The sequence below is a fragment of the Zobellia nedashkovskayae genome (assembly GCF_015330125.1).
GTDB classification, from domain to species: domain Bacteria; phylum Bacteroidota; class Bacteroidia; order Flavobacteriales; family Flavobacteriaceae; genus Zobellia; species Zobellia nedashkovskayae.
The window spans coordinates 3,733,189-3,753,984 of record NZ_JADDXR010000002.1; the positions used below are offsets into that span (position 1 = coordinate 3,733,189).

Annotated in this window: 18 protein-coding genes; 13 read left to right on the forward strand and 5 right to left on the reverse strand. The window is 36.3% G+C overall.

The genetic code is table 11. The features are described 5' to 3' along the window. Positions 1 to 3: 3 nt before the first annotated feature. Both corA and IWB64_RS15225 read left to right on the forward strand, forming a co-directional pair. Positions 4 to 1,095 carry a magnesium/cobalt transporter CorA gene (gene corA / locus IWB64_RS15220; protein WP_194534816.1) on the forward strand — a complete coding sequence of 364 codons (1,092 nt, stop codon included), beginning with the start codon at positions 4 to 6 and terminating at the stop codon, positions 1,093 to 1,095. 70 nt (positions 1,096 to 1,165) lie between these two features. Next, positions 1,166 to 1,963 carry an alpha/beta hydrolase gene (locus tag IWB64_RS15225; protein ID WP_194534817.1) on the forward strand — a complete coding sequence of 266 codons (798 nt, stop codon included), beginning with the start codon at positions 1,166 to 1,168 and terminating at the stop codon, positions 1,961 to 1,963. A gap of 34 nt (positions 1,964 to 1,997) precedes the next feature. On the opposite strand, the gene cysM is transcribed toward IWB64_RS15225, so the two are convergent. Both cysM and epsC read right to left on the reverse strand, forming a co-directional pair. Next, complete coding sequence (gene cysM, locus IWB64_RS15230) at positions 1,998 to 2,882, reverse strand: cysteine synthase CysM (RefSeq protein WP_194534818.1); 885 nt, start codon at positions 2,880 to 2,882, stop codon at positions 1,998 to 2,000. Beyond that, positions 2,872 to 3,666, reverse strand: coding sequence for a serine O-acetyltransferase EpsC (epsC, locus tag IWB64_RS15235; protein ID WP_194534819.1), 795 nt, complete (start codon positions 3,664 to 3,666; stop codon positions 2,872 to 2,874). The genes cysM and epsC overlap by 11 nt, the downstream gene beginning before the upstream one ends. A gap of 93 nt (positions 3,667 to 3,759) precedes the next feature. On the opposite strand from epsC, the gene IWB64_RS15240 reads away from it, so the two are divergent. Further along, positions 3,760 to 4,440: a DUF2461 domain-containing protein gene (locus tag IWB64_RS15240; RefSeq protein WP_194534820.1), complete on the forward strand. Its 681-nt coding sequence runs from the start codon at positions 3,760 to 3,762 to the stop codon at positions 4,438 to 4,440. Here the strand turns inward: IWB64_RS15240 and IWB64_RS15245 are convergent. Further along, positions 4,432 to 4,839, reverse strand: coding sequence for a glyoxalase (locus IWB64_RS15245; protein WP_194534821.1), 408 nt, complete (start codon positions 4,837 to 4,839; stop codon positions 4,432 to 4,434). The genes IWB64_RS15240 and IWB64_RS15245 overlap by 9 nt on opposite strands. A gap of 162 nt (positions 4,840 to 5,001) precedes the next feature. Between IWB64_RS15245 and IWB64_RS15250 the strand changes: the two genes are divergently transcribed. The 4 genes from IWB64_RS15250 to IWB64_RS15265 all read left to right on the forward strand — a co-directional run bounded on the left by IWB64_RS15250 (position 5,002) and on the right by IWB64_RS15265 (position 8,612). After that, complete coding sequence (locus IWB64_RS15250) at positions 5,002 to 6,357, forward strand: NAD-dependent succinate-semialdehyde dehydrogenase (protein WP_194534822.1); 1,356 nt, start codon at positions 5,002 to 5,004, stop codon at positions 6,355 to 6,357. Positions 6,358 to 6,552: 195 nt separating this feature from the next. Beyond that, the gene (locus IWB64_RS15255; protein WP_194534823.1) at positions 6,553 to 7,152 is read left to right on the forward strand and encodes a hypothetical protein; all 600 of its coding nucleotides are present in this window, start codon (positions 6,553 to 6,555) and stop codon (positions 7,150 to 7,152) included. A gap of 111 nt (positions 7,153 to 7,263) precedes the next feature. Then, positions 7,264 to 8,160 carry a DUF72 domain-containing protein gene (locus IWB64_RS15260; RefSeq protein WP_194534824.1) on the forward strand — a complete coding sequence of 299 codons (897 nt, stop codon included), beginning with the start codon at positions 7,264 to 7,266 and terminating at the stop codon, positions 8,158 to 8,160. A 56-nt stretch (positions 8,161 to 8,216) separates the two neighbouring features. Further along, positions 8,217 to 8,612 (forward strand): acyl-CoA thioesterase, encoded by a 396-nt coding sequence (locus IWB64_RS15265; RefSeq protein ID WP_194534825.1) that lies wholly within the window; start codon positions 8,217 to 8,219, stop codon positions 8,610 to 8,612. Here IWB64_RS15265 and IWB64_RS15270 read toward each other — a convergent pair. After that, positions 8,609 to 9,910 (reverse strand): dipeptidase, encoded by a 1,302-nt coding sequence (locus tag IWB64_RS15270; RefSeq protein ID WP_194534826.1) that lies wholly within the window; start codon positions 9,908 to 9,910, stop codon positions 8,609 to 8,611. The two genes, IWB64_RS15265 and IWB64_RS15270, sit on opposite strands and share 4 nt — an antisense overlap. A 194-nt stretch (positions 9,911 to 10,104) precedes the next feature. Between IWB64_RS15270 and IWB64_RS15275 the strand changes: the two genes are divergently transcribed. Genes IWB64_RS15275 through IWB64_RS15300 form a run of 6 tightly spaced genes read left to right on the forward strand, consistent with a single transcriptional unit; the run spans position 10,105 to position 19,292 of the window. After that, entirely contained in the window at positions 10,105 to 10,839 is a 735-nt protein-coding gene (locus tag IWB64_RS15275) for an Hpt domain-containing protein (RefSeq protein WP_194534827.1), read from the forward strand. Between the two features lie 11 nt (positions 10,840 to 10,850). Continuing rightward, on the forward strand, positions 10,851 to 11,222 hold the full coding sequence (locus tag IWB64_RS15280; protein ID WP_194534828.1) for a response regulator: 372 nt from the start codon (positions 10,851 to 10,853) through the stop codon (positions 11,220 to 11,222). Between the two features lies 1 nt (position 11,223). Beyond that, a complete protein-coding gene (locus IWB64_RS15285) occupies positions 11,224 to 14,151 on the forward strand; it encodes a HEAT repeat domain-containing protein (RefSeq protein ID WP_194534829.1) in 2,928 nt (975 codons plus the stop codon). Further along, positions 14,144 to 15,574, forward strand: a complete 1,431-nt coding sequence (locus tag IWB64_RS15290; protein WP_194534830.1) for a glycosyltransferase family 2 protein — start codon at positions 14,144 to 14,146, stop codon at positions 15,572 to 15,574. Before IWB64_RS15285 ends, IWB64_RS15290 begins: the two co-directional genes overlap by 8 nt. Before the next feature lie 8 nt (positions 15,575 to 15,582). Continuing rightward, positions 15,583 to 17,970 carry an LTA synthase family protein gene (locus tag IWB64_RS15295; RefSeq protein ID WP_194534831.1) on the forward strand — a complete coding sequence of 796 codons (2,388 nt, stop codon included), beginning with the start codon at positions 15,583 to 15,585 and terminating at the stop codon, positions 17,968 to 17,970. Further along, on the forward strand, positions 17,967 to 19,292 hold the full coding sequence (locus tag IWB64_RS15300; RefSeq protein ID WP_194534832.1) for a YaiO family outer membrane beta-barrel protein: 1,326 nt from the start codon (positions 17,967 to 17,969) through the stop codon (positions 19,290 to 19,292). The genes IWB64_RS15295 and IWB64_RS15300 overlap by 4 nt, the downstream gene beginning before the upstream one ends. A 10-nt stretch (positions 19,293 to 19,302) precedes the next feature. Here the strand turns inward: IWB64_RS15300 and IWB64_RS15305 are convergent, their stop codons facing one another. Then, a complete protein-coding gene (locus tag IWB64_RS15305; RefSeq protein ID WP_194534833.1) occupies positions 19,303 to 20,601 on the reverse strand; it encodes a hypothetical protein in 1,299 nt (432 codons plus the stop codon). Positions 20,602 to 20,796: the final 195 nt, after the last annotated feature.

A 20,796-nucleotide genomic window follows, 5' to 3' on the forward strand; every position in this document is an offset into this window, starting at 1 on the left:
TTCATGTCTAGACGCAAAAGGTTGGGGAAATTGATTCCAAAGAAAGCTTCAAAATTTCAAAAGAAAATGGGCAAGGCTCCTGGTACCATAACTTATATGGGCCAGAGGGAAGGAGGTGCGAGCGTTGTTAATATTCTAGAATATAATGAAGCAATTCTTAATGAGCATATTCCTGGAGATATTGATGCTATTGCGGCACATAAAGAAGTGCCCGAAATTTCATGGATTGATATAGTTGGTATTAGCGATGAAGTTTTTATAGAAAAAATTGGAAAACGCTTTGGATTGAATCCTCTCGTTCTTGAAGATATAGTGGATACCCACCAACGGCCAAAAATTGATGAATACGAGGATTATATTTTCAGTGTTTTCAAGATGTTATACATTAATAATGAACAAGAAATCGTATACGAACATGTGGCAATCGTACTAATGGGTAGTAGTGTACTCGTTTTTCAAGAAATGGATGACGATGTCTTTAAAGGGGTAAGGCAACGGGTCAAAAGTAAATCCGGACGTATTAGAACTCGTGGTGCAGATTACTTGTTTTTTGCACTGATAGATGCTATTGTAGATAATTATTTCGTAGTTCTAGAACATTTAAACCACAAAATAGAGAGTTTAGAGGAAGTGGTTTATGATAATCCTACACCAGAAATTGCTCAGGAAATTCAGCAAATAAAGAAAGAAGTTTTAAGAATAAGACGTTGGATATTCCCCGTAAAAGAATTAGTTAGCCGTTTAATTGATACAGAAAACACATTGATTACCAAAGACACCAAAGTTTTTTTACGTGATGCATTAGATCACTCATTAGAAATTAATGAAAGCCTGCAGATTTACAGAGAAATGTCTATGAGCCTTATGGAAATGTACATGAGTAATATGAGTAATAAAATGAACGAAGTCATGAAAGTATTGACCATAATGGCCTCTATTTTTATACCGCTTACTTTTATTGCTGGTGTCTACGGAATGAACTTTGATAATATGCCAGAACTACATACAGCAAACGGGTACTATTACGTATGGGCATTGATGATTGCCCTTTTTATTGGTATGATGGTCTATTTTAAAAGAAAAAACTGGTTGTAATGACCTACATCATATTCATCATCATAATTGTATTTTTATAATAAATAGCACCAACAAAATTTAGTACTTCATGCGTAGATTGAAAAAATGGGGATTGATACTTGTAATTCTATATGCTTTAATCACTATTCTAGCTTACAATTTCCAAGAACGTTTAGTATTTTTTCCTTCAAAAATGCCACTTAACCATACTTACGATTTTTGTCAGGATTTTGAGGAAATGAATTTGACTACTAAAGATGGGGCTAAACTAAATGCTGTTCATATAAAACAGGATAATGCGAAGGGTATTATTGTTTACTTTCATGGGAATTCTGGAAATATTTCTCACCTCACACATGTAGCAAATCTTTTTACTAGAAAGGGTTACGAGTCTATTTTGGTTGATTATAGAACCTTTGGTAAAAGCACGGGAAAAATGAGCGAGCAAGCGTTGTATGATGATGCGCAACTCTTCTATAATTATGCTAAAAAGCAGCATGCAGAAGATAAGATTATCATTTACGGAAGGTCTTTTGGTACGGGAGTAGCTACATGGTTGGCTTCAGAAAATAACCCTGAGAAGGTAGTATTGGAGTCTCCCTTTTATAGCGCGGTGGCACTGGGTCAATATCGTTTTCCGTTTTTACCAATAGATTGGTTATCTAACTTCAGGTTTCCTTCTAATGAATTTGTAAAAAAAGTGGATTGCCCAATTTATATATTCCATGGAAAGGAAGATAGCGTAATCCCATTTGAGTCTGCAGAAAAGCTATATAAAGCCATTCCAGGAAAGAATAAGGAATTTTTTGGTGTCCCAAAAGCAGGACATAACTATCTTCAAGATTTTAAAATATTCAAAGAAGGAATGAGTATGATTTTAGATTGATGAAAACCTTATTCTTATTCAATCAAATCATTTTCTAGTCGAATAAGTCAGAAGAAAGATAACGATCGCCTCTGTCACAGACAATAGAAACAATAATGCCACTTTCTAATGTTTCTGCCAATCGTAAAGCCGCTGCCGCTGCTCCGCCGCTGCTCATGCCAGAAAAGATACCTTCTTCCTTAGCTAACCGTATAGCCATTTGTTTAGCTTCTTCTTGACTTACCTCAATAGTTTGGTCAACTTTTTTAGCATCAAAAATTTTAGGCAAGTACTCTTTGGGCCATTTTCGAATTCCGGGAATACTAGAATTATCCGTAGGTTGAACACCAACAATCTGAATAGCTTTGTTCTTCTCCTTTAGATAGGTAGAAGTGCCCATAATGGTGCCTGTGGTTCCCATAGAAGAAACAAAATGAGTAATTTTTCCATCGGTATCGTTCCAAATTTCTGGACCTGTAGATTTATAATGTGCTTTCCAATTATCATCATTAGAAAACTGATTCATCATTATGTAACCTTCGTTTTTCACTTTGGCTTCGGCATAATCTCTAGCTCCTTCAATCCCGACATCGGCAGGGGTAAGGGTAACCTTTGCTCCGTAAGCCTTCATGGTTTTTACCCGTTCGATGGTGCTTTTTTCGGACATTACCAATTCCATGTCAAGACCATAGATACCGGCAATCATGGCTAATGCAATACCTGTGTTTCCGCTCGTTGCCTCAATAAGTTTAGAATTTTTATCAAAATCACCTCGCTCAAGTCCGTTTTTAATCATATTAAATGCAGCACGATCTTTTACACTGCCACCAGGGTTATGCCCTTCCATTTTAAAATAGAGCTTAACGTTGGGGTTCGTGTTCAATATTTTCGATTCTACCAAAGGGGTATTACCGATCAGGTCTAAAATACTATGAGACATTGGGTAGTGTTTTTATTTTAATATCAGGCGTGTGAAAAACAGTTGAATTAGGGGGAACCGATGCTGTTAACCAAGCATTACCTCCAATTATGGAGTTCTCGCCAATTACCGTTTTACCACCTAGTATGGTAGCGTTTGCGTATATGGTAACGTTTCTTTCAATAGTAGGGTGCCGTTTGGTACTATGCAAGTGTTTGGCCACATAAAGCCCTCCTAAGGTTACACCCTGATAAATCTTAACATGTTCTTTAATGATTGCAGTTTCGCCTATAACCACGCCAGTACCATGATCAATATGAAATGAATTTCCTATCTGAGCTCCAGGGTTAATGTCTACACCGGTTTGACGGTGCGCATATTCAGTCATTAATCTCGGAACCAAAGGAAAACCTATGAAATACAGTTCGTGAGCTAAACGATAGATAACAATGGCGTAAAACCCTGGGTACGCCATATAAACTTCCTCAACAGATAATGACGCAGGATCACAATTTACCGTTGCTTCCGCATCAAGATTCAGACGCTCCAGTATGTTGGGCAGTTTTTCAACGTAGTTTTCCCAAAGTTTTTTACAGGGTTTCTTCGTATCCCAACATGCTAAATCAACCACGTCATCAAAAAGTAGCTCTAGTTTGTCTAGATTCTTTTCTACGGGTGTGTCAATATCAAAAAGGGTGTAAAAGAGTAAATTGGTAAACTCTTCAACCTTTTCTTTTAGTTTGTATCTTAAATTAGGCTGTTTCTTGTGCCTATTAATTTTATCAATGATAGAAGTATGGTCCATATGCATTTGGTGAAAGGGCTAAATTACTGATAAATCTAAAAGCCGATTTCGTAAAAAGGTTAACTTTATCTAAAATAACAACATTTAGGTCGTATGTTAGATCCGATAATTACGAAAGACACGCTCAATTTTTTAATTCAGCTTAAAAATTATAACAACAGAGAATGGTTTACCGAAAACAAACCCGAGTTTAAACGTCACGAACAGAGTGTAAAAGCTTTTTTTGAAGCCGTAGCTGTTAAGCTTGGTGCCCACGATGAGATAGAAAGAACAAAAATGTTTAGAATTTATAGGGATGTTCGCTTTTCTAAGGACAAAACACCTTATAAATCGCATTTTGCAGGTTCTTTTTCCAGGGCAGGAGCCCAAAGACGCGGGGGGTATTATTTACAGATAAAGCCAGGAGAATCATTTTTAGCAACTGGTTTTTGGAATCCAAATAAAGAAGATTTGCTTCGTATTCGTAAAGAATTGGAGGAAGATGCTTCTGAAATGCGAGAAATTCTATCTGAAAAGAACTTGAAGGCTACTTGGGGCAAACTACAGGGCGATGAGCTAAAAACAGCACCCAAAGGTTTTGATAAAGCCCATGACGACATTGATTTGATAAAAAGGAAACAATTCATTTTTAGCCGAAAATTTACGGATAAGGAAGTGCTTTCCCCAGATTTTGCAGATGAAGTCAATAAGACCTTCAGTACAATAAGACCTTTTTTTGACTATATGAGTGACGTGCTCACAACAAATTTAAACGGGGAATCACTGCTAGACTAGTACATCTTGTTCAAAGAGCTGTATTTGGTCTTTTAAGCGGTTAACAACCATGCTCATCATGCGTTTGTTTAAAGAAGAAGAGTTCTTAATGTATATTTCGTACTCTTCCAAGGTAAACTGGCCAATTACAATTCCTTTTAAAGAATTACGAAATTTGATGTCTTTTTGAATTGCGTTTTCAATAAAATCTAAGCGTTTCTCTAGTGTAAGTTCATAAAAACTATTCTTATGTTTTGCAATGTAATTCTTGAAAACTGCTACAAACATGAAGTTTTGCAGCTTAAGTATAGGACGTAAGGTTAGGTTTTGAAACCTTTCGTTTTCGCTCATACCATCGGTAATTTTTGCGGAAGGAATTTCTGGACGAATGCTTAAGAGAATACTGGATCGATCGCTCATAATACGGGTTTTTATAAAGGTAGAGATTAAGCGGGCTGTCCCTTTTTGTGTTAAAATTAGTTCTTAACGAGGTTATGAACATTAGTTTGAACTCGTTATTTTGTAGTAGAAAAATAGTTGGCCAATGGAGGTGTAGTTGGTGTTAAATAAAAAAAACTGAAGATGAAAGAATCGGTAAATCCATATAACGGAAATAAGTTATTTCAATTTAAAGAATTAGAAAACAGAGATTTAGAAGAAAAAATTAAAGCATCACATGAATGTTTTCTTGATTGGAAAAAGACTTCATATGAAGAGCGTGCAAAGTTGATGTTCAAAGCGGCAAAGGAGCTCCGTAATAACAAAAGGAAGTATGGTGAGATTATCACCAAAGAAATGGGTAAGCCAATTTCTCAAGCCATTGCAGAAGTGGAAAAATGTGCATGGGCATGCGATTACTACGCAGAAAATGCGGAAGGGCAGTTACAAGACGAGATCATAAAGACAGATGCGGAAACCAGCTATGTAAAGTACCAACCTTTGGGTGTGATATTAGCAGTTATGCCTTGGAATTATCCATTTTGGCAGGTTTTCCGTTTTGCAGCTCCTAATTTAATGGCCGGTAATGTGGGTATTTTAAAGCATGCATCAAATGTTATGAAGTCTGCTGAAATGATACAAGAAGTATTTGAGAATGCCGGTTTTCCCAAAGGATGTTTTCAAAACTTGGTACTAAGCAGTGACAAAATTAAATCCGTAATAGAAAATGATCTAGTAAAGGCTGTAACGCTTACGGGAAGTAAGCCAGCAGGAGCTTCAGTTGCTTCTATTGCCGGAGAAAATATAAAAAAATCGGTATTAGAGCTAGGAGGTAGTAACGCTCTAATTGTGTTTGATGATACCAATCTAAACGAAACTGTAGAGACATGTGCTACGGCCCGTTTTCAAAATGTAGGTCAGAGTTGTATTGCTGGTAAGCGCCTTTTGGTGCACAGAAGTATAGCTGAAGAGTTTACCAAGAGGTATGTTGAGAAAGTTAAAAGTTTTAAAGTGGGGGACCCTATGGCCGAAGACACATATATAGGCGTTATGGCCCGTGAGGATTTGGCAGAAGACTTAGAAATACAGGTTTCCGACTCTATTGAAATGGGGGCTAAGGTTGTTTTAGGAGGGAATAGGAAGGGAACCTATTTTGAACCTACCATACTTGCTGAAGTTACTGTGGATATGCCAATTTTTAAGGAGGAAACATTTGGTCCTGCCATAGGAATTACAATTTTTGATACAGATGAAGAAGCTGTTGAACTTTCTAATAACTCCGTATTCGGCTTAGGGGTAAGTATTTTTACTTCAAATAATGATCGTGTAAAAAACCTTATTCCTCAGTTTAACGAAGGTGCTGTTTTCGTTAACGAATTGGTGAAAAGCGACCCAAGGTTACCATTTGGCGGGGTTGGTATTTCGGGTTATGGAAGAGAACTTTCTGCTCATGGTATTAAGGAGTTTTTGAACAAAAAAACGGTATATAAAAAACATTAGAATTTACTTTAAATAAAGCAAGCAATCATCTTAATTACAGTTAATTAAAATTATATTTAAGCAATCTAATTTTGAATAATTTTGTTGGAATTGGAATACAGAATTATTTACTATTAGTAGTTATAGTACTTGCACATTTTAGAAACGTTTGTATCTTGTAGTTAAATAGTAACCATAATACTTAATTATAATCAGATGCGTAAACATTTAGTAATGGCATTATTGGTCGTATCGGCTAGTACCTATGCACAAAAGATGAAAGTTAGTCAAGGCGATATTAAAAACCTGAAAGATGTATCGGCTTACACCTTAGAATTCGACTACAGTGATCTAGAGATTCCTAAATATGATTCCGAAGAGGATTTTTTAGCCGATAAAATGGCAAAACGAGAAGAAAAAGAAGCTGGAAAAGGAGAAGAGTTTAAAAAGTCATGGTTTGCAGACCGAGAAGAGCGTTACGAACCTAAATTTATTGAATCGTTCAACAAACGGTTTGATGATGGCGAGGTTAGCGTTTCTATGGACCCAGCAGATTATACAATGAAGATTCATTCAAATAAAATCTATGCAGGTTATAATGTTGGTGTGGTAAGAAAGAATGCGGAAATAGATGCTACTATTACAGTTTATGAAACTGCGAATCCAAGTAATGTATTACTGGAAGGTACATATGAAGATGTGCAAGGTTATGGAGCTATGGGTAATGATTACAATAGCGGTTACCGTATTTCTGAATGTTATGCCAAACTGGCTAAGAACATTGCCGGTTTTATTATAAAGAAGGCATTAAAATAAAGACTTTAAGTTTTAGGGATAAAAAGCGACTATTAAATTAGTCGCTTTTTTTTTAAAACGGTTATGTACCCCTAGATAAATAAAGCTTTAAAATCAAAAAATTGTTTTAAAATGAAATTTGGAAAAGTAGAACACCCAGAATTAGTAGATTTTACCTTGCCTAAGGACCATAATGATACTGTGGGGGTGTTAGCTGGTGTTGATAAAAATCAACCTGTTAGTATATCTATAGGCTGCGCCAAATGGAATCGTCAAGATTTAAAGAACTTTTATCCTCGTGGCACAAAAGATGAGCTCGTTTATTACAGTTCTCAGTTTAACAGTATAGAATTGAATGCTACGTTTTATCGAATCTTTCCTGGAGAACAATATGAGAAATGGTATGATAAGACGCCAGAAGGCTTCAAATTTTTTCCAAAGATATCTAGAGACATCAGCCATTTGAGGCGCTTAAATGAAGCCTCATTGCCTATAGTTGATAGATATTTAGATGTCACCTCAAACCTTAAAGAGAAGTTGGGAACAATTTTCTTGCAAATGCATGATAACTTTGACCCTAAGAATTGGGACAGGGTAGTGCGCTTTGTAGAATATTGGCCTAAAGAATTTCCTTTGGCTATGGAGTTTAGGCATACGGATTGGTTTAATGATGAAAAGGTAAGTCAGGAATTGTATCACCTTTTACAAGAAAACAACATTGCCAATATTGTTGTAGACACCGCAGGTCGTAGAGATATGTTGCATATGCGTCTCACTAATAATGAGGCTTTTGTGCGCTATGTAGGAGCAAATCATGTAAGCGATTATGACCGTTTAGATGATTGGATCGATAGACTTGATGGTTGGAAAGAACAAGGTTTGCGAAACATTCATTTCTTTGTTCATCAAAATATGGAATTGGAGTCTCCTTTAATTTCCGCTCAATTTATTGACAAATTGAATAAAAAATGGAATACTGACCTTCAAATTCCAAAAACATTGCAAGATTCTACCGGTAAACTGTTTTAAGCTCTATTTCTTTCCTAATTTTACAGAAAATTCAACACACTTAAACCATTAGTATCATGAGATTCCATTCTAGAAAATGGGTTAAACCCGGAGATTTAAATGCTAACGAAACCTTATTTGGTGGTCGCGTATTGGCTTGGATAGACGAAGAAGCTGCTTTGTACAGCATTATTCAGTTAGAGAGTAAAAAAGTTGTTACCAAGTACATGTCAGAAATCAATTTTATGAGCTCTGCGGTAAAAGGTGATATTGTTGAAATTGGTATTGAGGTCGTAAAATTTGGCAAATCCTCATTAACATTAAACTGCGAAGTCCGTAATAAAATGACCCATGAGACCATCGTTACCGTTGATAATATTATTATGGTAAACCTTGGTGAGAACGGAAAACCGAAGCCTCATGGGAAAACAAAGATTGAATACGTTGTAGACCGCTTAGCCCAAGAAGACTAGGATTTTTGCATGTCTTTGGCAACAGCTTGAACTTCGTCTAAAACCCGCAAAAGATTTTCGCCCCATAGTTGGGCAATTTCTTCTTCGGTATATCCTCTTTTTACGAGTTCAAGGGTAACATTAAAGGTTTCAGAAGCATCTGACCATCCTTTAATACCGCCACCTCCATCAAAATCAGAACTAATACCTACATAGTCGATACCTATTAAATCGACTATGTAGTCTATGTGATTTACAAAATCGGATACGTCTACCATCGGGGGAGTATCAGGAGATTTGTCTGCTATTGCAGCTCCTATCTTTTTCACCTTAGGGTAGTTTTTCATAAAGGTTTCTTTCTGCGTATCGGTCAATGAAGAAAACTGATTACGCGTATACCATTCAAGGCCCATAGAATCTGCTACCTTTTCTAATATAGATTTCATATAGGCATTGTAGGCTTTGTCTTTTTCCGTATTCAAGTAAGAGCTAAAAGCTACGGTCTGAACAACTCCGCCGTTTTCTTTCATAAGTTTCAATTGCTCATCATCAAGGTTTCTGCTATGGTCACACAAGGCCCTTGCCGAAGAATGCGAAGCTATAATAGGCGCTTTGGAAAGGGCTATCATCTGTTTCATAGCCTCTTTTGAAGGATGTGATACGTCTACCATAATTCCTAGTCTATTCATCTCTTTTACAGCTTCTTGCCCTAGTTTACTTAAACCATTGTGAAGCCATACGCTATCTTTCTCTCCTGTATTGGAATCACTAAATTGGCTATGACCGTTATGCGCCAATGAAATGTAACGGGCTCCAAGGTCATAATACTTTTCAAAATTTGCTAAATCATTACCCATAGGATATGCATTTTCAACACCTATCATGGCTACCTTTTTACCGGCTGCGTGTATACGTTTTACGTCATCTGAAGTTAAGGCTAGTTCTATCTTGTCCGGAGCAATTTCTTCACATAAACGGTGAATGGACTCAAACTTAGAAATAGCGTTCTCTTCAGCTTTAGCATAGCCCTCGTCGGTTAATGTATCTTGACCAGTATAAACTATAAGCCAAGTAACATCCAAACCACCTTCTTCCATTTTAGGAAGATTGATCTGTGTCTCCAGACGTTGCGTGTAGTTCAGACTATCTGTAAAATTGTGGACGTTGATATCGTTATGCGTATCAATGGTAATTACTTTTTCATGAATTCTTTTGGCTTTTTCTAACACAGTTTCTTGTTCGGTGTCTTGTCCTTTTTTATTGGTTTCGCCACAAGACAGAACAGATAAAATACTTAATAAACAGATATAATGCTTCATATTGATATGGTTTTAACCTACAATTTAGGCACTTTGACAACATGTAGAGCCCTCTAGGGAACATAAAGTTGCTCACCCTTTGATAAAAAGTGAATTTTACTTTTCTAGCATATTTTACTTAAAGAATATATAAATGAAGTAATGAAAAAATAGCAATATATCAGTCCCATTCTTATTAACCTAAACTACCCAAATTGAAAACGAAAAACCTACTTTTCCAATTATCGGATTTAGAGTCGAGCCTTACTAATTTTTCATCTGAAAAATTAACTACAGAAGAGGCTTTCCATTTAAAAATATCTTTTCAGCATTTTAAAAAAAATCTTTTAGAAATGGTCTTCCTGTCTAGGGAGAGCAGTAATGATTCTGGCAACGCTAGTCAAGAAAAAAAATCAATAGCAAGAACCAATGAGTTTGAAACTGCTTACCCAGAAATAGATTTGCAGACATACGAAGCTATTGTGGAACACCATAAATCTTATGGTAATGTTTTAAAAGACCTTGAAATTAATACTGCTATGGACGAAAAAGATTTTTTGATTTTTAAAGGAAAGACCAACGACAACCAAAATAGTGATACTCAAATAGACTTATGTATAATTCTAGATGAATGCATGGGCGAAATGGCCCTTTTGCGTGAGTTGATTACTCTTTTTATTGGTAATGCCCTTGAATTCATGGGAGCCGCTAAAATTCACCTTCAGAGTGAAGATTTTGAACAGTTAGATTTTGCTGCACATAAAATAAAGGCAGGATTGGCAATGATGAGAACAGACAGTCTACTCGAAATTGTTGTCCAGATTCAAAAAGGATGCAAAATAGACCAAGACCCAAAGCACCTAGAGTTTCTTTGCAAGTGCTTTAATGAAGAATTTCCTAAAGTTAAGGAGGCATTAGATAGTGCATACGTGGAGTTGAGCAACAACTAAAATCTGCAACAATGATTAGAAAGAAATTATTGTTGGCGGAAGATGATGAGTTACTCGCATCTCTACTCAACTTTCGACTAAAAAAAGGAGGGTATGATGTTAGCCATAGCGCCAACGGAAAAGAAGTTAAGGAATACCTATCTAGTACTATGCCGGATATCATAGTGAGCGATATTATGATGCCCTATTTCTCTGGCATGGAACTTATTGCATACGTCCGTAAAGAATTGAATTCCCAAATACCCATAATCATTATATCGTCTGCGGGAAACGAAGAAAACGTATTGAATGCATTTGAATTGGGCGCTAACGACTTTATATCAAAACCAGTAAGTCCGTCAGAACTATTGGTGCGCGTTGCCCGCGAACTGAACAAAAACTAATTTGTTAGATACCTACGGCACATACAACGGGGTGGCTTTTATAACGGCACCTAAGATAAACACAGATGTTCTGTGGGCTTTATCTATATTTTTTGTTGGCCTTGCTGTAATCTATTTTCTCTCCGTTTTCTTTTTTAGGAATAGGATATCTGGGACGGCTTCACGAGCCAAACAAAGTAAAAAGGAACTTTCACCAATGATTAGTGAGTTCTTGTTTTATGAAGAGGATGCCAATAAGGATGAAAAATCTCATTACATCTCCCTTAAAATTGAAATACGTGAATTACTTAAAAACGATTTCAATAGAAAAATACTAGTAGAAGTACTTTTAGACCTGAGAAAGGATGTTTCTGGAGATACACAAACGCGACTCTTTGCTCTGTATCAAGATTTAGGACTTGAAAAAGATGCTTTCAAAAAACTGAAAAGCTGGCATTGGGAGGTTGTCTCAAAAGGTATTTTAGAACTTACCCAAATGCAGGTTGAAACTGCCTATAGTTTCATAACCAAATTTATTAATCACAAAACAGCTACGATTAGAAAGCAGGCAGAAATTGCCACGGTCACATTAAAACCAGAGGGAATTAATTATTTTCTGGACACAACGCGCTATAAAATATCTGAATGGCAACAATTAAAGTTGCTTGACGTGATTCGTAATCAAGAAGGTTTTGAGCCACCTAGGTTTAGAATGTGGCTTACTTCAAAAAACAAGCATGTGGTACTTTTTTCCTTAAGGCTTATAAAATATTACAATCAGAATGATGCAAATGCGTCTCTTATAGAACTGCTAAAGCATAAGGACAATCAAATTAAGCAAGAGGCAATTAGCTGTATTAAAGAGTTTTATGTTACAGAGGCTATACCTACGCTTAAATCGATTTTTAAAAAATCCAATACATATAGTAAGATTGCCGTTTTAGGTGCCATTGCTGAAATAGGAAGTCTTGATGACCTTGGTTTCTTAAACGAAATCGTGAAGGGAGAAGGCGATTTTTTAGTTTCCAGTAAGGCTTTGTTAGCTATAAATACTATTGCACCAGAGAGTGTTATGCCATCCGAAGGGATTGAGGTTTCAAAAGAGTATGAAGCTATTAATAAAGAAGAACATATAAAATTTGATACTACTGAAAATGTTGGAATTGAATTACCTGAAGTTGCTGCAGCTCCCATAGAGATTACAGAAAAAATAAGTACTGCTACTATTGTTGAGAATAATGAAGAAATAGATGCGGTAGAAGAAATAGCATCAATTCTAGATGATAATGAGCCAGAAGAGATATCTAATGATGTTCATGTTAAAATAAGTATAGACCATTCAATAGAGGAAATTAGGGAGCAGATAATCTTGAAAGAAGAGTTACCTGAGAATACCGAAAATAAAATAGAGAAAGAAAAAGAAGATTCTGAACCAGAGCAAATCGAAGTTTTACAAGTAACCGAGATAATTGTTGTTGACCCTATTGTGGTCTCAGGTATTCCAACGAAAATAAGGAATTCACAAGCGGAAATATTTTCAGAACATTCGTTAAGGTTCGATTTTTTACCTCTTGTAACAAATGATAAAACACACCATAACCATACTATACCAAAATACAGACCCATGGCAGATTCAGAAAACACCAGCCGCGACATTAATAAGATTGATGTTGAATTCGATGAAATCAATTCTATTATTCAATCTGATGCTACAATAGATAACCCAGATTTTGACGTTTCTAAAATCGATTTTCTTCCCCTTGTAGTAGATGAGCAGAAAGTAGAAAAAGAAATATCTGAAGCTAGTACTTTAGAAGATAATGAAGACCTACACGGACTTATTAACGAAATTAACGAGCTTAATTTTTTGCCAATAGTTATGGATAACGAGGTTGTGGATGAACAACATGTTGTTGATACAGCGCCTGAGGAAGTAGAGAGTAAAAATACAAATAGTTTAGAAGGTTATACGCTATCTGATTTTGAGGTTCAGTTTGAAAATACGAAAAACTCAATTCCAGAAGTAGAAGAGGAAAAAGAACAAATTCCAGAAGAGAATAATAATACCAGTCAACTAGGGCCTGTTGTTAATGACTCTGAAGATGTAATATCTTGGCTATTGGCAGAAAATGAACTTCGGGAAAATGAATTAGAAAATGATACCGTAGAACCTATAGAGCCCATTAAACCATTTGCTGATTTAATTCCAGAACCCATTTATTACAATGAACATGAAGCATATATGATGGGACTTCTTGATGATTTGGAAGAAATGGGCGATCATCGTGAGATACCATTGTTACAAGAGCTTTTGGCAGAAGAAAACCAGAGTTTTATAAAAGACCGTATTACAGGTCTTATAGAGCAGTTTTCATATACTGAAAAAACAATAAAGAAAACCAGTAGTAAAACACCCGTAGAGCGGGAAATGGAGATGCCGGCATTTAATGTCTTTGCCGATTTATTCAAGAATGTGGATACAGAATCTAAGCTGTTGCTTTTAGATGAGATTGTTTCGGTTGGAGATGAAAAGGAGATTACTTTTTTAGATGGTCTGTTAGGCGATTCTGATTTAGAAATTAGGGCCAAGGCACAAGAAGTTTTAAAATTGCTAGTCGAAAAAGTTTCTAGAAAAACCGAATTTGAGAAAGACCTTATACCAAGACCAATGGGAGAATTACCTATTGACCTTTCTATATTAGAACCATTTATAGAATCTAAGACTAAGAAAGAGTACTTCAAATCCAAGAAAACTGCTTTTATTCCAAGAGACTCAGATACTCTAGATTTTGATTTTGAATTGGAAGACACCGAGGTACTTGATAAAAGATACGATAAAAAAGTATTGGATATTCAAGTTGAAGCTAATGAAGTGTCCTCTAACGATAATTCATTTTTAACCAATATCATAGATTTTCCAAAAAAGCTTATTGGTAAGTTTAATGGATAGTACTCTCTTTAATATAATCCTAGATTACATAAACATCGTTTTCTTGATGTTTACCGTAACTCTATTTACGTTATTTACCATAATGGGCTTTCTATCCACTAGAAATTCCATCCATTATAGAAAGAAAAATAGTTTTGGCAATCTTTCTAGGGTTATGGCCTCTCCTTTGGCACCAAGTATCACCATTATTGCCCCAGCTTACAATGAAGGAATGACCATTGTTGAGAACATAAGATCACTTATGTCGCTTCGTTATGTAAACTACGAGGTCATGGTGGTTAATGATGGTAGTAAAGATGATACGCTTCAAAAGATGATTGATGCGTACGACCTTGTTAAAATCGACCAAAAAATTGACCCGAACTGGAAGAATAAACCTATTCGTGGTATTTACAAATCGCCTCACAGAGCTTTTTCAAAGCTAACTGTCATCGATAAAGAAAACGGAGGAAAGTCCGACGCCTTAAATACAGGTATGGCGCTTTCTACTAACCGTTACGTAGGCTGTATAGATGTAGATTGTCTTTTGCTTCCTGATGCTTTGTTACATGTAGTGAAATCATTTTATCAACGTTCAGAAAAAAGGGTGATAGCCGTAGGCGGTGTTATACGAGTGGCCAACTCTTGTGTAATAGAAGGTGGCCAGCTTGAAGAAATACGTTTACCGACTAATTGGCTGGCAAGGTTTCAATTATTAGAATATACGCGCTCCTTTATTTTAGGAAGAATGGCTTGGGGCAGTATAGATAGTCTTCTAATTATATCCGGTGCATTTGGTTTTTTTGACCGTGAGATTGCGTTAGCTGTTGGTGGTTATGATACAGGTACCGTTGGAGAAGACATGGAGATTGTTTTTAAGATGCGTAGATATATGCATGACAGGAAAGAACCCTATACCATAGAATACATTCCCGATCCTCTCTGTTGGACGGAAGTGCCGGAAGATTTGAAAATATTGGTCAACCAAAGAGATCGGTGGGCGAGAGGTAATCTAGAGACTTTATTCAAGCACAAAGACATGTTCTTTAATTCCAAATATGGCCGTTTAGGGTTATTAAGCTACCCATATTGGTTTTTTTATGAATGGCTGGCACCACTCATGGAGTTCTTTGGTTTTTTTACCATAATACTCTTCGTTTATTTAGGGATTCTAAATTGGGATTTCTTTATCGCCATTACGGCAATGGTATATATATTCTCTGTTATGTTTTCGTTTTATGCCATTCTTTGGGATGTGTACAGCTATAACGAGTACAAGAAAACAAAAGATATTTTAACACTAATGCTCTGCGCCATCATAGAGCCCATATTTTTTCACCCCATCGTAGTATGGTCAGCAGTTAGAGGAAATTATAAGAAGTTGTTCAGAATTAAATCGGGCTGGGGATCTCAGGTACGTAAAGGCTTTGCAAAAGCCGCTTAAAATTAGAAATGAATACAAGTACAATAGATAGATATTCTTTAAAGCACTACACAAGATTGATGATTTCTTTCTTCGGTAGTCTTTTGGTGCTTACTATTTATCAATATACAACGCTATATTTTAAGGGTGTAGTGGATGTTATTTTTGGAACCAGCTTTCTAATAGCCATAGTACATCAAATAGGTTTCACGTCTTTAATTGGTGTTATACTGGCCTTTCCTTTCAATTTTTGGGAAAACCTGCGTCCACGCTATGGTTTCAATTTAATTTCCGCAATACTTCTTCTACTTTTAATTATAGAAGCTATGCTTATAAGCTATTTCTGTACGGCCTTAGTTCCTTTGGGGTCAGATTTATTGGGATATAGCTTCAATGATATTCAAATGACTATTAAAAATTCTGGAGGAATATCCTGGATGCTTCCTGTAGCACTGGTGGCTATAATAGGCATGTTTTACGGATTTTATAAGGTAACGTCAAAACATTACCATCACATTAGTAAAATGTATCCGTTTACTATTATTCTATTTAGCATGTTCATGGCTACACTTTTTATTGAGGGTAAGCCTATTAACCATAATAAGACACAATACCTAGCACTCAACCTTTATGATACTTCTACGGAAGATACTTCGTATAACTCAGATGTAGAGTATCCATTAATTAAGTCAAAACCCATAGAGAATGTTTTAGGTGATTATTTTGAACTCAAAGAAGAAAAACCCAATATCGTTTTCATAATGGTAGAAGGGCTAGGTAGGGATTTTGTTGGAGAAGGGGCCGAATATGGTGGTTTCACTCCTTTTTTGGATTCCCTTACTACCAGGTCTTTGTATTGGGAGAACTGCTTAAGCAACACGGGACGTACTTTTGGTGTATTACCATCTCTACTGGGTTCGTTACCTTTTGGTAAAAGCGGATTTATGGAGCTTGAAAAATATCCAAATAAACTCACCTTGTTCAGTATTTTAAAGAACAATGGGTACCATACTTCATTCTACCAAGGCACCAATAGCTCTTTTGACAATGTAGATCGATTTTTACAGAGCGAAAACGTAGATTTTGTTTTAGATAAGTCAGGGTTTGGAAATAAGTATCAAATGCAGGAAGAAGATGCCGCGGGTACCTCATGGGGCTACCCTGACAAAGAACTTTTTAAAAAGAGTATGAGTTTGCCACGGGCAGCAGAACAGCCGCGTATGGAGGTTTATATGACTATTAGTACTCATGAGCCGTTTCTTCCGCCCAATCAAGATTTTTACGAAGCCAAAGTAGCCAAGATATTAGATCAGGGCAGTTATGAGGGAAAGGTAGAAAGAGTAATAGAAAAGAACGAGAATGTTTTTGCTACGCTACTTTATACGGATAATGCATTAAAATATGTTTTAGAAGAATATAAAAAGCAACCCAATTATGACAACACGATTTTTGTTATTACCGGAGACCACAGATTAATACCGATACCACAACGGAATAATATAAGTCGGTTTCATGTACCGCTTATTATGTACAGTCCGCTTTTGAAGAAAACTAAGAAAATGAGTGCGGTCAATTCTCATTTTGATGTTACTCCAACATTATTGGCCCTTCTTGAGGCTAAATACGAACTTAAAACCCCTAAAGAAGTGGCATGGATGGGCAATGCGTTAGATATGAGCGAAGAGTTTCGTTCAATTAAGAACATTCCTCTAATGCGTAATAAGAACGAATTGAAAGAATTTGTTGACGGGGAAAAACTTTACTCTGATGGGTCCGTTTATTCTTTAGATGAGAATATGGATTTAGGTTCCACTTTTGGTGGTTCTAAAAGTGAAAGCAAGATGCAATCGTTTAAAGCTATGAACGCTTATGTGACGAACAATAATAAAATAATTCCTAATGACTTAGCTGTGTTTACAGTAAAAGAAGAAAAATTTACTGATAGTGAAACCATTTGGATCAACAGTGTTTATAATGGACAGGATTCAGACAAAGGTTATTTCATAGCAAGAGACCTTGCCTTTGATAAAAAATTTGATAAAGCCTTATTACTGTGCAAATACATCTTATCGGATGTTCCTAGCCATATAGACACTAAGATTCTAATGGGTAGGGTAAATGTTTGGCAAGGTAATTATGATACGTCCATCAAATTATTAAATGAATGTATTAAAATGAATCCAAATTATATTGATTCATATGCTGCTTTGTTTGATGTTTATTTCTGGTCAGAACGTTCAAAAGAAGCTTTAGAACTTATAAAAACGGTACAGGAGAATAGTGCAAGTGCTCATGAAATCGAAGATAAAATAGAGCGTGCACGTAATCAGGCAAGAAAGAAAAGAATTACTGCCTTTCTAGATAAAATTAAGAACACAGATACGGAGACGGCTATAAATTCGTTTGAATCAGAATGAGTTTTAAAACTACATCTTTGTTCGCATTATGCGTTTTCGTAGGCCTTTGGGCCCGCAGTCAGGATGTCGCATATAATGATCCCAGTACTGCAAGTTTTGAGGAAGCTCGTATTTTGGCTTATGAAGGGGATTTTATATCCGCTAACGTAATGTTGACCCAGTTAGTAAAGCCGGACTCTAAAGACCATAATGCTCGTTCCTTGTTAGCTAGCACCTATAGCTGGAGCGAAGAATATGATAAAGCCAGAGATGAGTTTAACATTCTAATTTCTTCAGATAAACAAGACAGAAGTGTCTGGATAGCTTCCATAAAGAACGAACTTTATGCTAACAACAACGCTACGGCAATTGGTTTGGCCAACAAAGCTTTGGTATATCTAAAAAATGATGCTGAGGTAGAAAGACTAAAATTGATTGCCGAAGAAGGGGTAGCTAATGCCGAATACCCAGAATCAGGATGGTTTAATCAAGACGATTCGGTAATTTCTAAAAAAGAAGCACTTTTGGTTAGCAATGAAAACAAATCTGAAATCGTAAAACCGGAAGCTATTGATACACTTGTTGCAAAAACACCTGTAGCAGAAGAGGTGTTTAATAATAAAATTTCCGTAAGCAATTCCGCAACGGTCTTTGACCAGAGGTATGATCCTATCTATTACTCTAGTATTTCATTTAAAAGACAAACGTTGGCGGGTAGTATTATACCTAGAATAAACTATAGTAATCGATCAGGTGCAAATGGTGTACAGTATGATTTAGATTTTTATCCAAAATTTTCAAAACGTTTTTATGCTTATTTAAATTATGGCTACTCAAGTTCATCAGTTTATCCAGAGCACAAAATGGGAGGGGACCTTTACGTGAATTTACCGGGTGCTTTTGAATTTTCAGCAGGAGGTCGCTACATCAGCTACGAAACCAAAAACGTTTCAGTTATCTCCAACTCTTTAGGACATTACAGAGGCAACTATTATTTTTCACTTCGTTCATATATTACACCATTGTCAGACAATCTAACCAAATTTTCTGGAAATTTTCTGGTACGTAAGTACTTGAAAGATGCGGAGAACTATTTGGGATTGAATGTGGGCATGGGCTTTTCGCCTGAGTTACGTCAGTTGACATCCGGAGATCAACTCTTGGCGGAGACCTTATTATATGTAGAGTCGCAAAGAGTAAGTTTAGAGTATCAGTTCACGGGAAAAAAGAGCCCGAATATTTATAGGGCCAATGTAGCGGCAACGAGGCAAGAGTTGGCATTCGCATCAGGTAAATTCTTTTACGGAGTTTCTGCAGGTATTACCTATGAGGTAAAATTCTAACCTACACTGTCTACTTGCTTTCTTTCTTCACATCGGTATCAAATACCCATGTATCGGCATACATCCCATAAACAAGTCCAATTTCATTCTCTTGTACGTACTTTTCATCTTTGCCAGGGTCAAAATTTACATTGTAGACATAAACTTTGATTCCTTCATCTCTTAATTGTAACATCAACTTATTCTGTGCAGATAATATTCTGCGGGAGAGCGCTACGTGTTTTACATTGTTAATTGCCAACCATTGTAGTTTATCACCTTTTATTTTCATTAATGGTCCTTGAGAAATCATGGCGTTAATACCGTGTTGAGAAGCTTCTTCAACCGCCATAGGGCTAAAGAGTTCCATTAACAAGCGGTTTTTATCTACAAATTGATTAGCAAAAGCAACAGGGTCGTTCACTTTGTCAGTAACCAAGGTAGCATCCGGATGCGCTTTGAACCAAGCATTAATTCCTTTTATATCCAAAGTAGTATAATCGCCATAGATTTTATGTTTCATGAATTCTGAATGGGAGGGAGGCAATGCTCCCGAGTAATCTGTAAAGCGTGCCCACATGTCCCAATCATGTGCTGCAACTAATTTTTTATCCGAAGTTTCAATAATATCGAGTTCAAAAAGGCGAAAGCCCTTTTTATAATTTTCATCTAGGGCATTCTTGCTATTGGTAGACTTTACTCCGTTTATCTCACCACCAGCATGGGCAATGTAACGGTTGTTGTTAGGTTCGAACTCATAAGTGATACGCGGAAAATAGATTTTATCATCCTTTGACAGGTTAGGAACCTCTTCAGAAATTATAACAGAACGATCGTTAACCTTTTCCGTAATGATACCACTAAAGTTATACATAACATATGCTTGACGGCTTTTTAGCGATCCAAGTTTTGTGAACCCCATTTCTGTCAACTTTGCAGAGGGTTTTAGTGCACCGTTTACAGCAGAATCATGGGCAAGAATAGCAAAAGTGGCCTTGTCTGCTTGCAGTTGTTCTAATATAAGTAGAAGGTTATCTACTGCCTCAGGACTGGAATAGGTGTCATAAGTTTTGTATTCAAAAGTTTTATCCGAATTAAAATGAATGACGGTAAGGCCTCGTTCAATATGCTCGGTCTGGTCAGAAATAGTGAAACTACTTTTTTGCTGGGCAAGAAAACCGTGGCTGTTGAGCGTTATGGTCTTTTCATTGGTGACGATTGCTGAGGTAATAGGAGCAAACTCAGTTTTAATCAAATTAATGTCCGTTGCTCCAATACAGAGGTTGACACACATAAAGGCCAAAGTGGCAATTTTCGTTTTATTTTTCATTGTATAAGTCTAAATGTAATTTGAAGACCGCTTGCTTATCTAATTAAGAAGACTGAATTCTATTGTAAATACAATGTAATAACGTTTTGAAAGGTGTCCTTATTGCTAAAAGTATTGAGTAAGAGAAATAGTTTCTTTTAGGTCCTAAATAGGTGATATAGAATACCGTAAAGTTATTATTTCCAAGAATTTTTA

Bases quoted from the DNA above. Each gene is read 5' to 3' on its own strand.
- corA (WP_194534816.1), top strand. From the start codon at position 4: ATGTCTAGACGCAAAAGGTTGGGGAAATTGATTCCAAAGAAAGCTTCA.
- IWB64_RS15225 (WP_194534817.1), top strand. From the start codon at position 1,166: ATGCGTAGATTGAAAAAATGGGGATTGATACTTGTAATTCTATATGCT.
- cysM (WP_194534818.1), bottom strand. From the start codon at position 2,882: ATGTCTCATAGTATTTTAGACCTGATCGGTAATACCCCTTTGGTAGAA.
- epsC (WP_194534819.1), bottom strand. From the start codon at position 3,666: ATGGACCATACTTCTATCATTGATAAAATTAATAGGCACAAGAAACAG.
- IWB64_RS15240 (WP_194534820.1), top strand. From the start codon at position 3,760: ATGTTAGATCCGATAATTACGAAAGACACGCTCAATTTTTTAATTCAG.
- IWB64_RS15245 (WP_194534821.1), bottom strand. From the start codon at position 4,839: ATGAGCGATCGATCCAGTATTCTCTTAAGCATTCGTCCAGAAATTCCT.
- IWB64_RS15250 (WP_194534822.1), top strand. From the start codon at position 5,002: ATGAAAGAATCGGTAAATCCATATAACGGAAATAAGTTATTTCAATTT.
- IWB64_RS15255 (WP_194534823.1), top strand. From the start codon at position 6,553: ATGCGTAAACATTTAGTAATGGCATTATTGGTCGTATCGGCTAGTACC.
- IWB64_RS15260 (WP_194534824.1), top strand. From the start codon at position 7,264: ATGAAATTTGGAAAAGTAGAACACCCAGAATTAGTAGATTTTACCTTG.
- IWB64_RS15265 (WP_194534825.1), top strand. From the start codon at position 8,217: ATGAGATTCCATTCTAGAAAATGGGTTAAACCCGGAGATTTAAATGCT.
- IWB64_RS15270 (WP_194534826.1), bottom strand. From the start codon at position 9,910: ATGAAGCATTATATCTGTTTATTAAGTATTTTATCTGTTCTGTCTTGT.
- IWB64_RS15280 (WP_194534828.1), top strand. From the start codon at position 10,851: ATGATTAGAAAGAAATTATTGTTGGCGGAAGATGATGAGTTACTCGCA.
- IWB64_RS15290 (WP_194534830.1), top strand. From the start codon at position 14,144: ATGGATAGTACTCTCTTTAATATAATCCTAGATTACATAAACATCGTT.
- IWB64_RS15295 (WP_194534831.1), top strand. From the start codon at position 15,583: ATGAATACAAGTACAATAGATAGATATTCTTTAAAGCACTACACAAGA.
- IWB64_RS15300 (WP_194534832.1), top strand. From the start codon at position 17,967: ATGAGTTTTAAAACTACATCTTTGTTCGCATTATGCGTTTTCGTAGGC.
- IWB64_RS15305 (WP_194534833.1), bottom strand. From the start codon at position 20,601: ATGAAAAATAAAACGAAAATTGCCACTTTGGCCTTTATGTGTGTCAAC.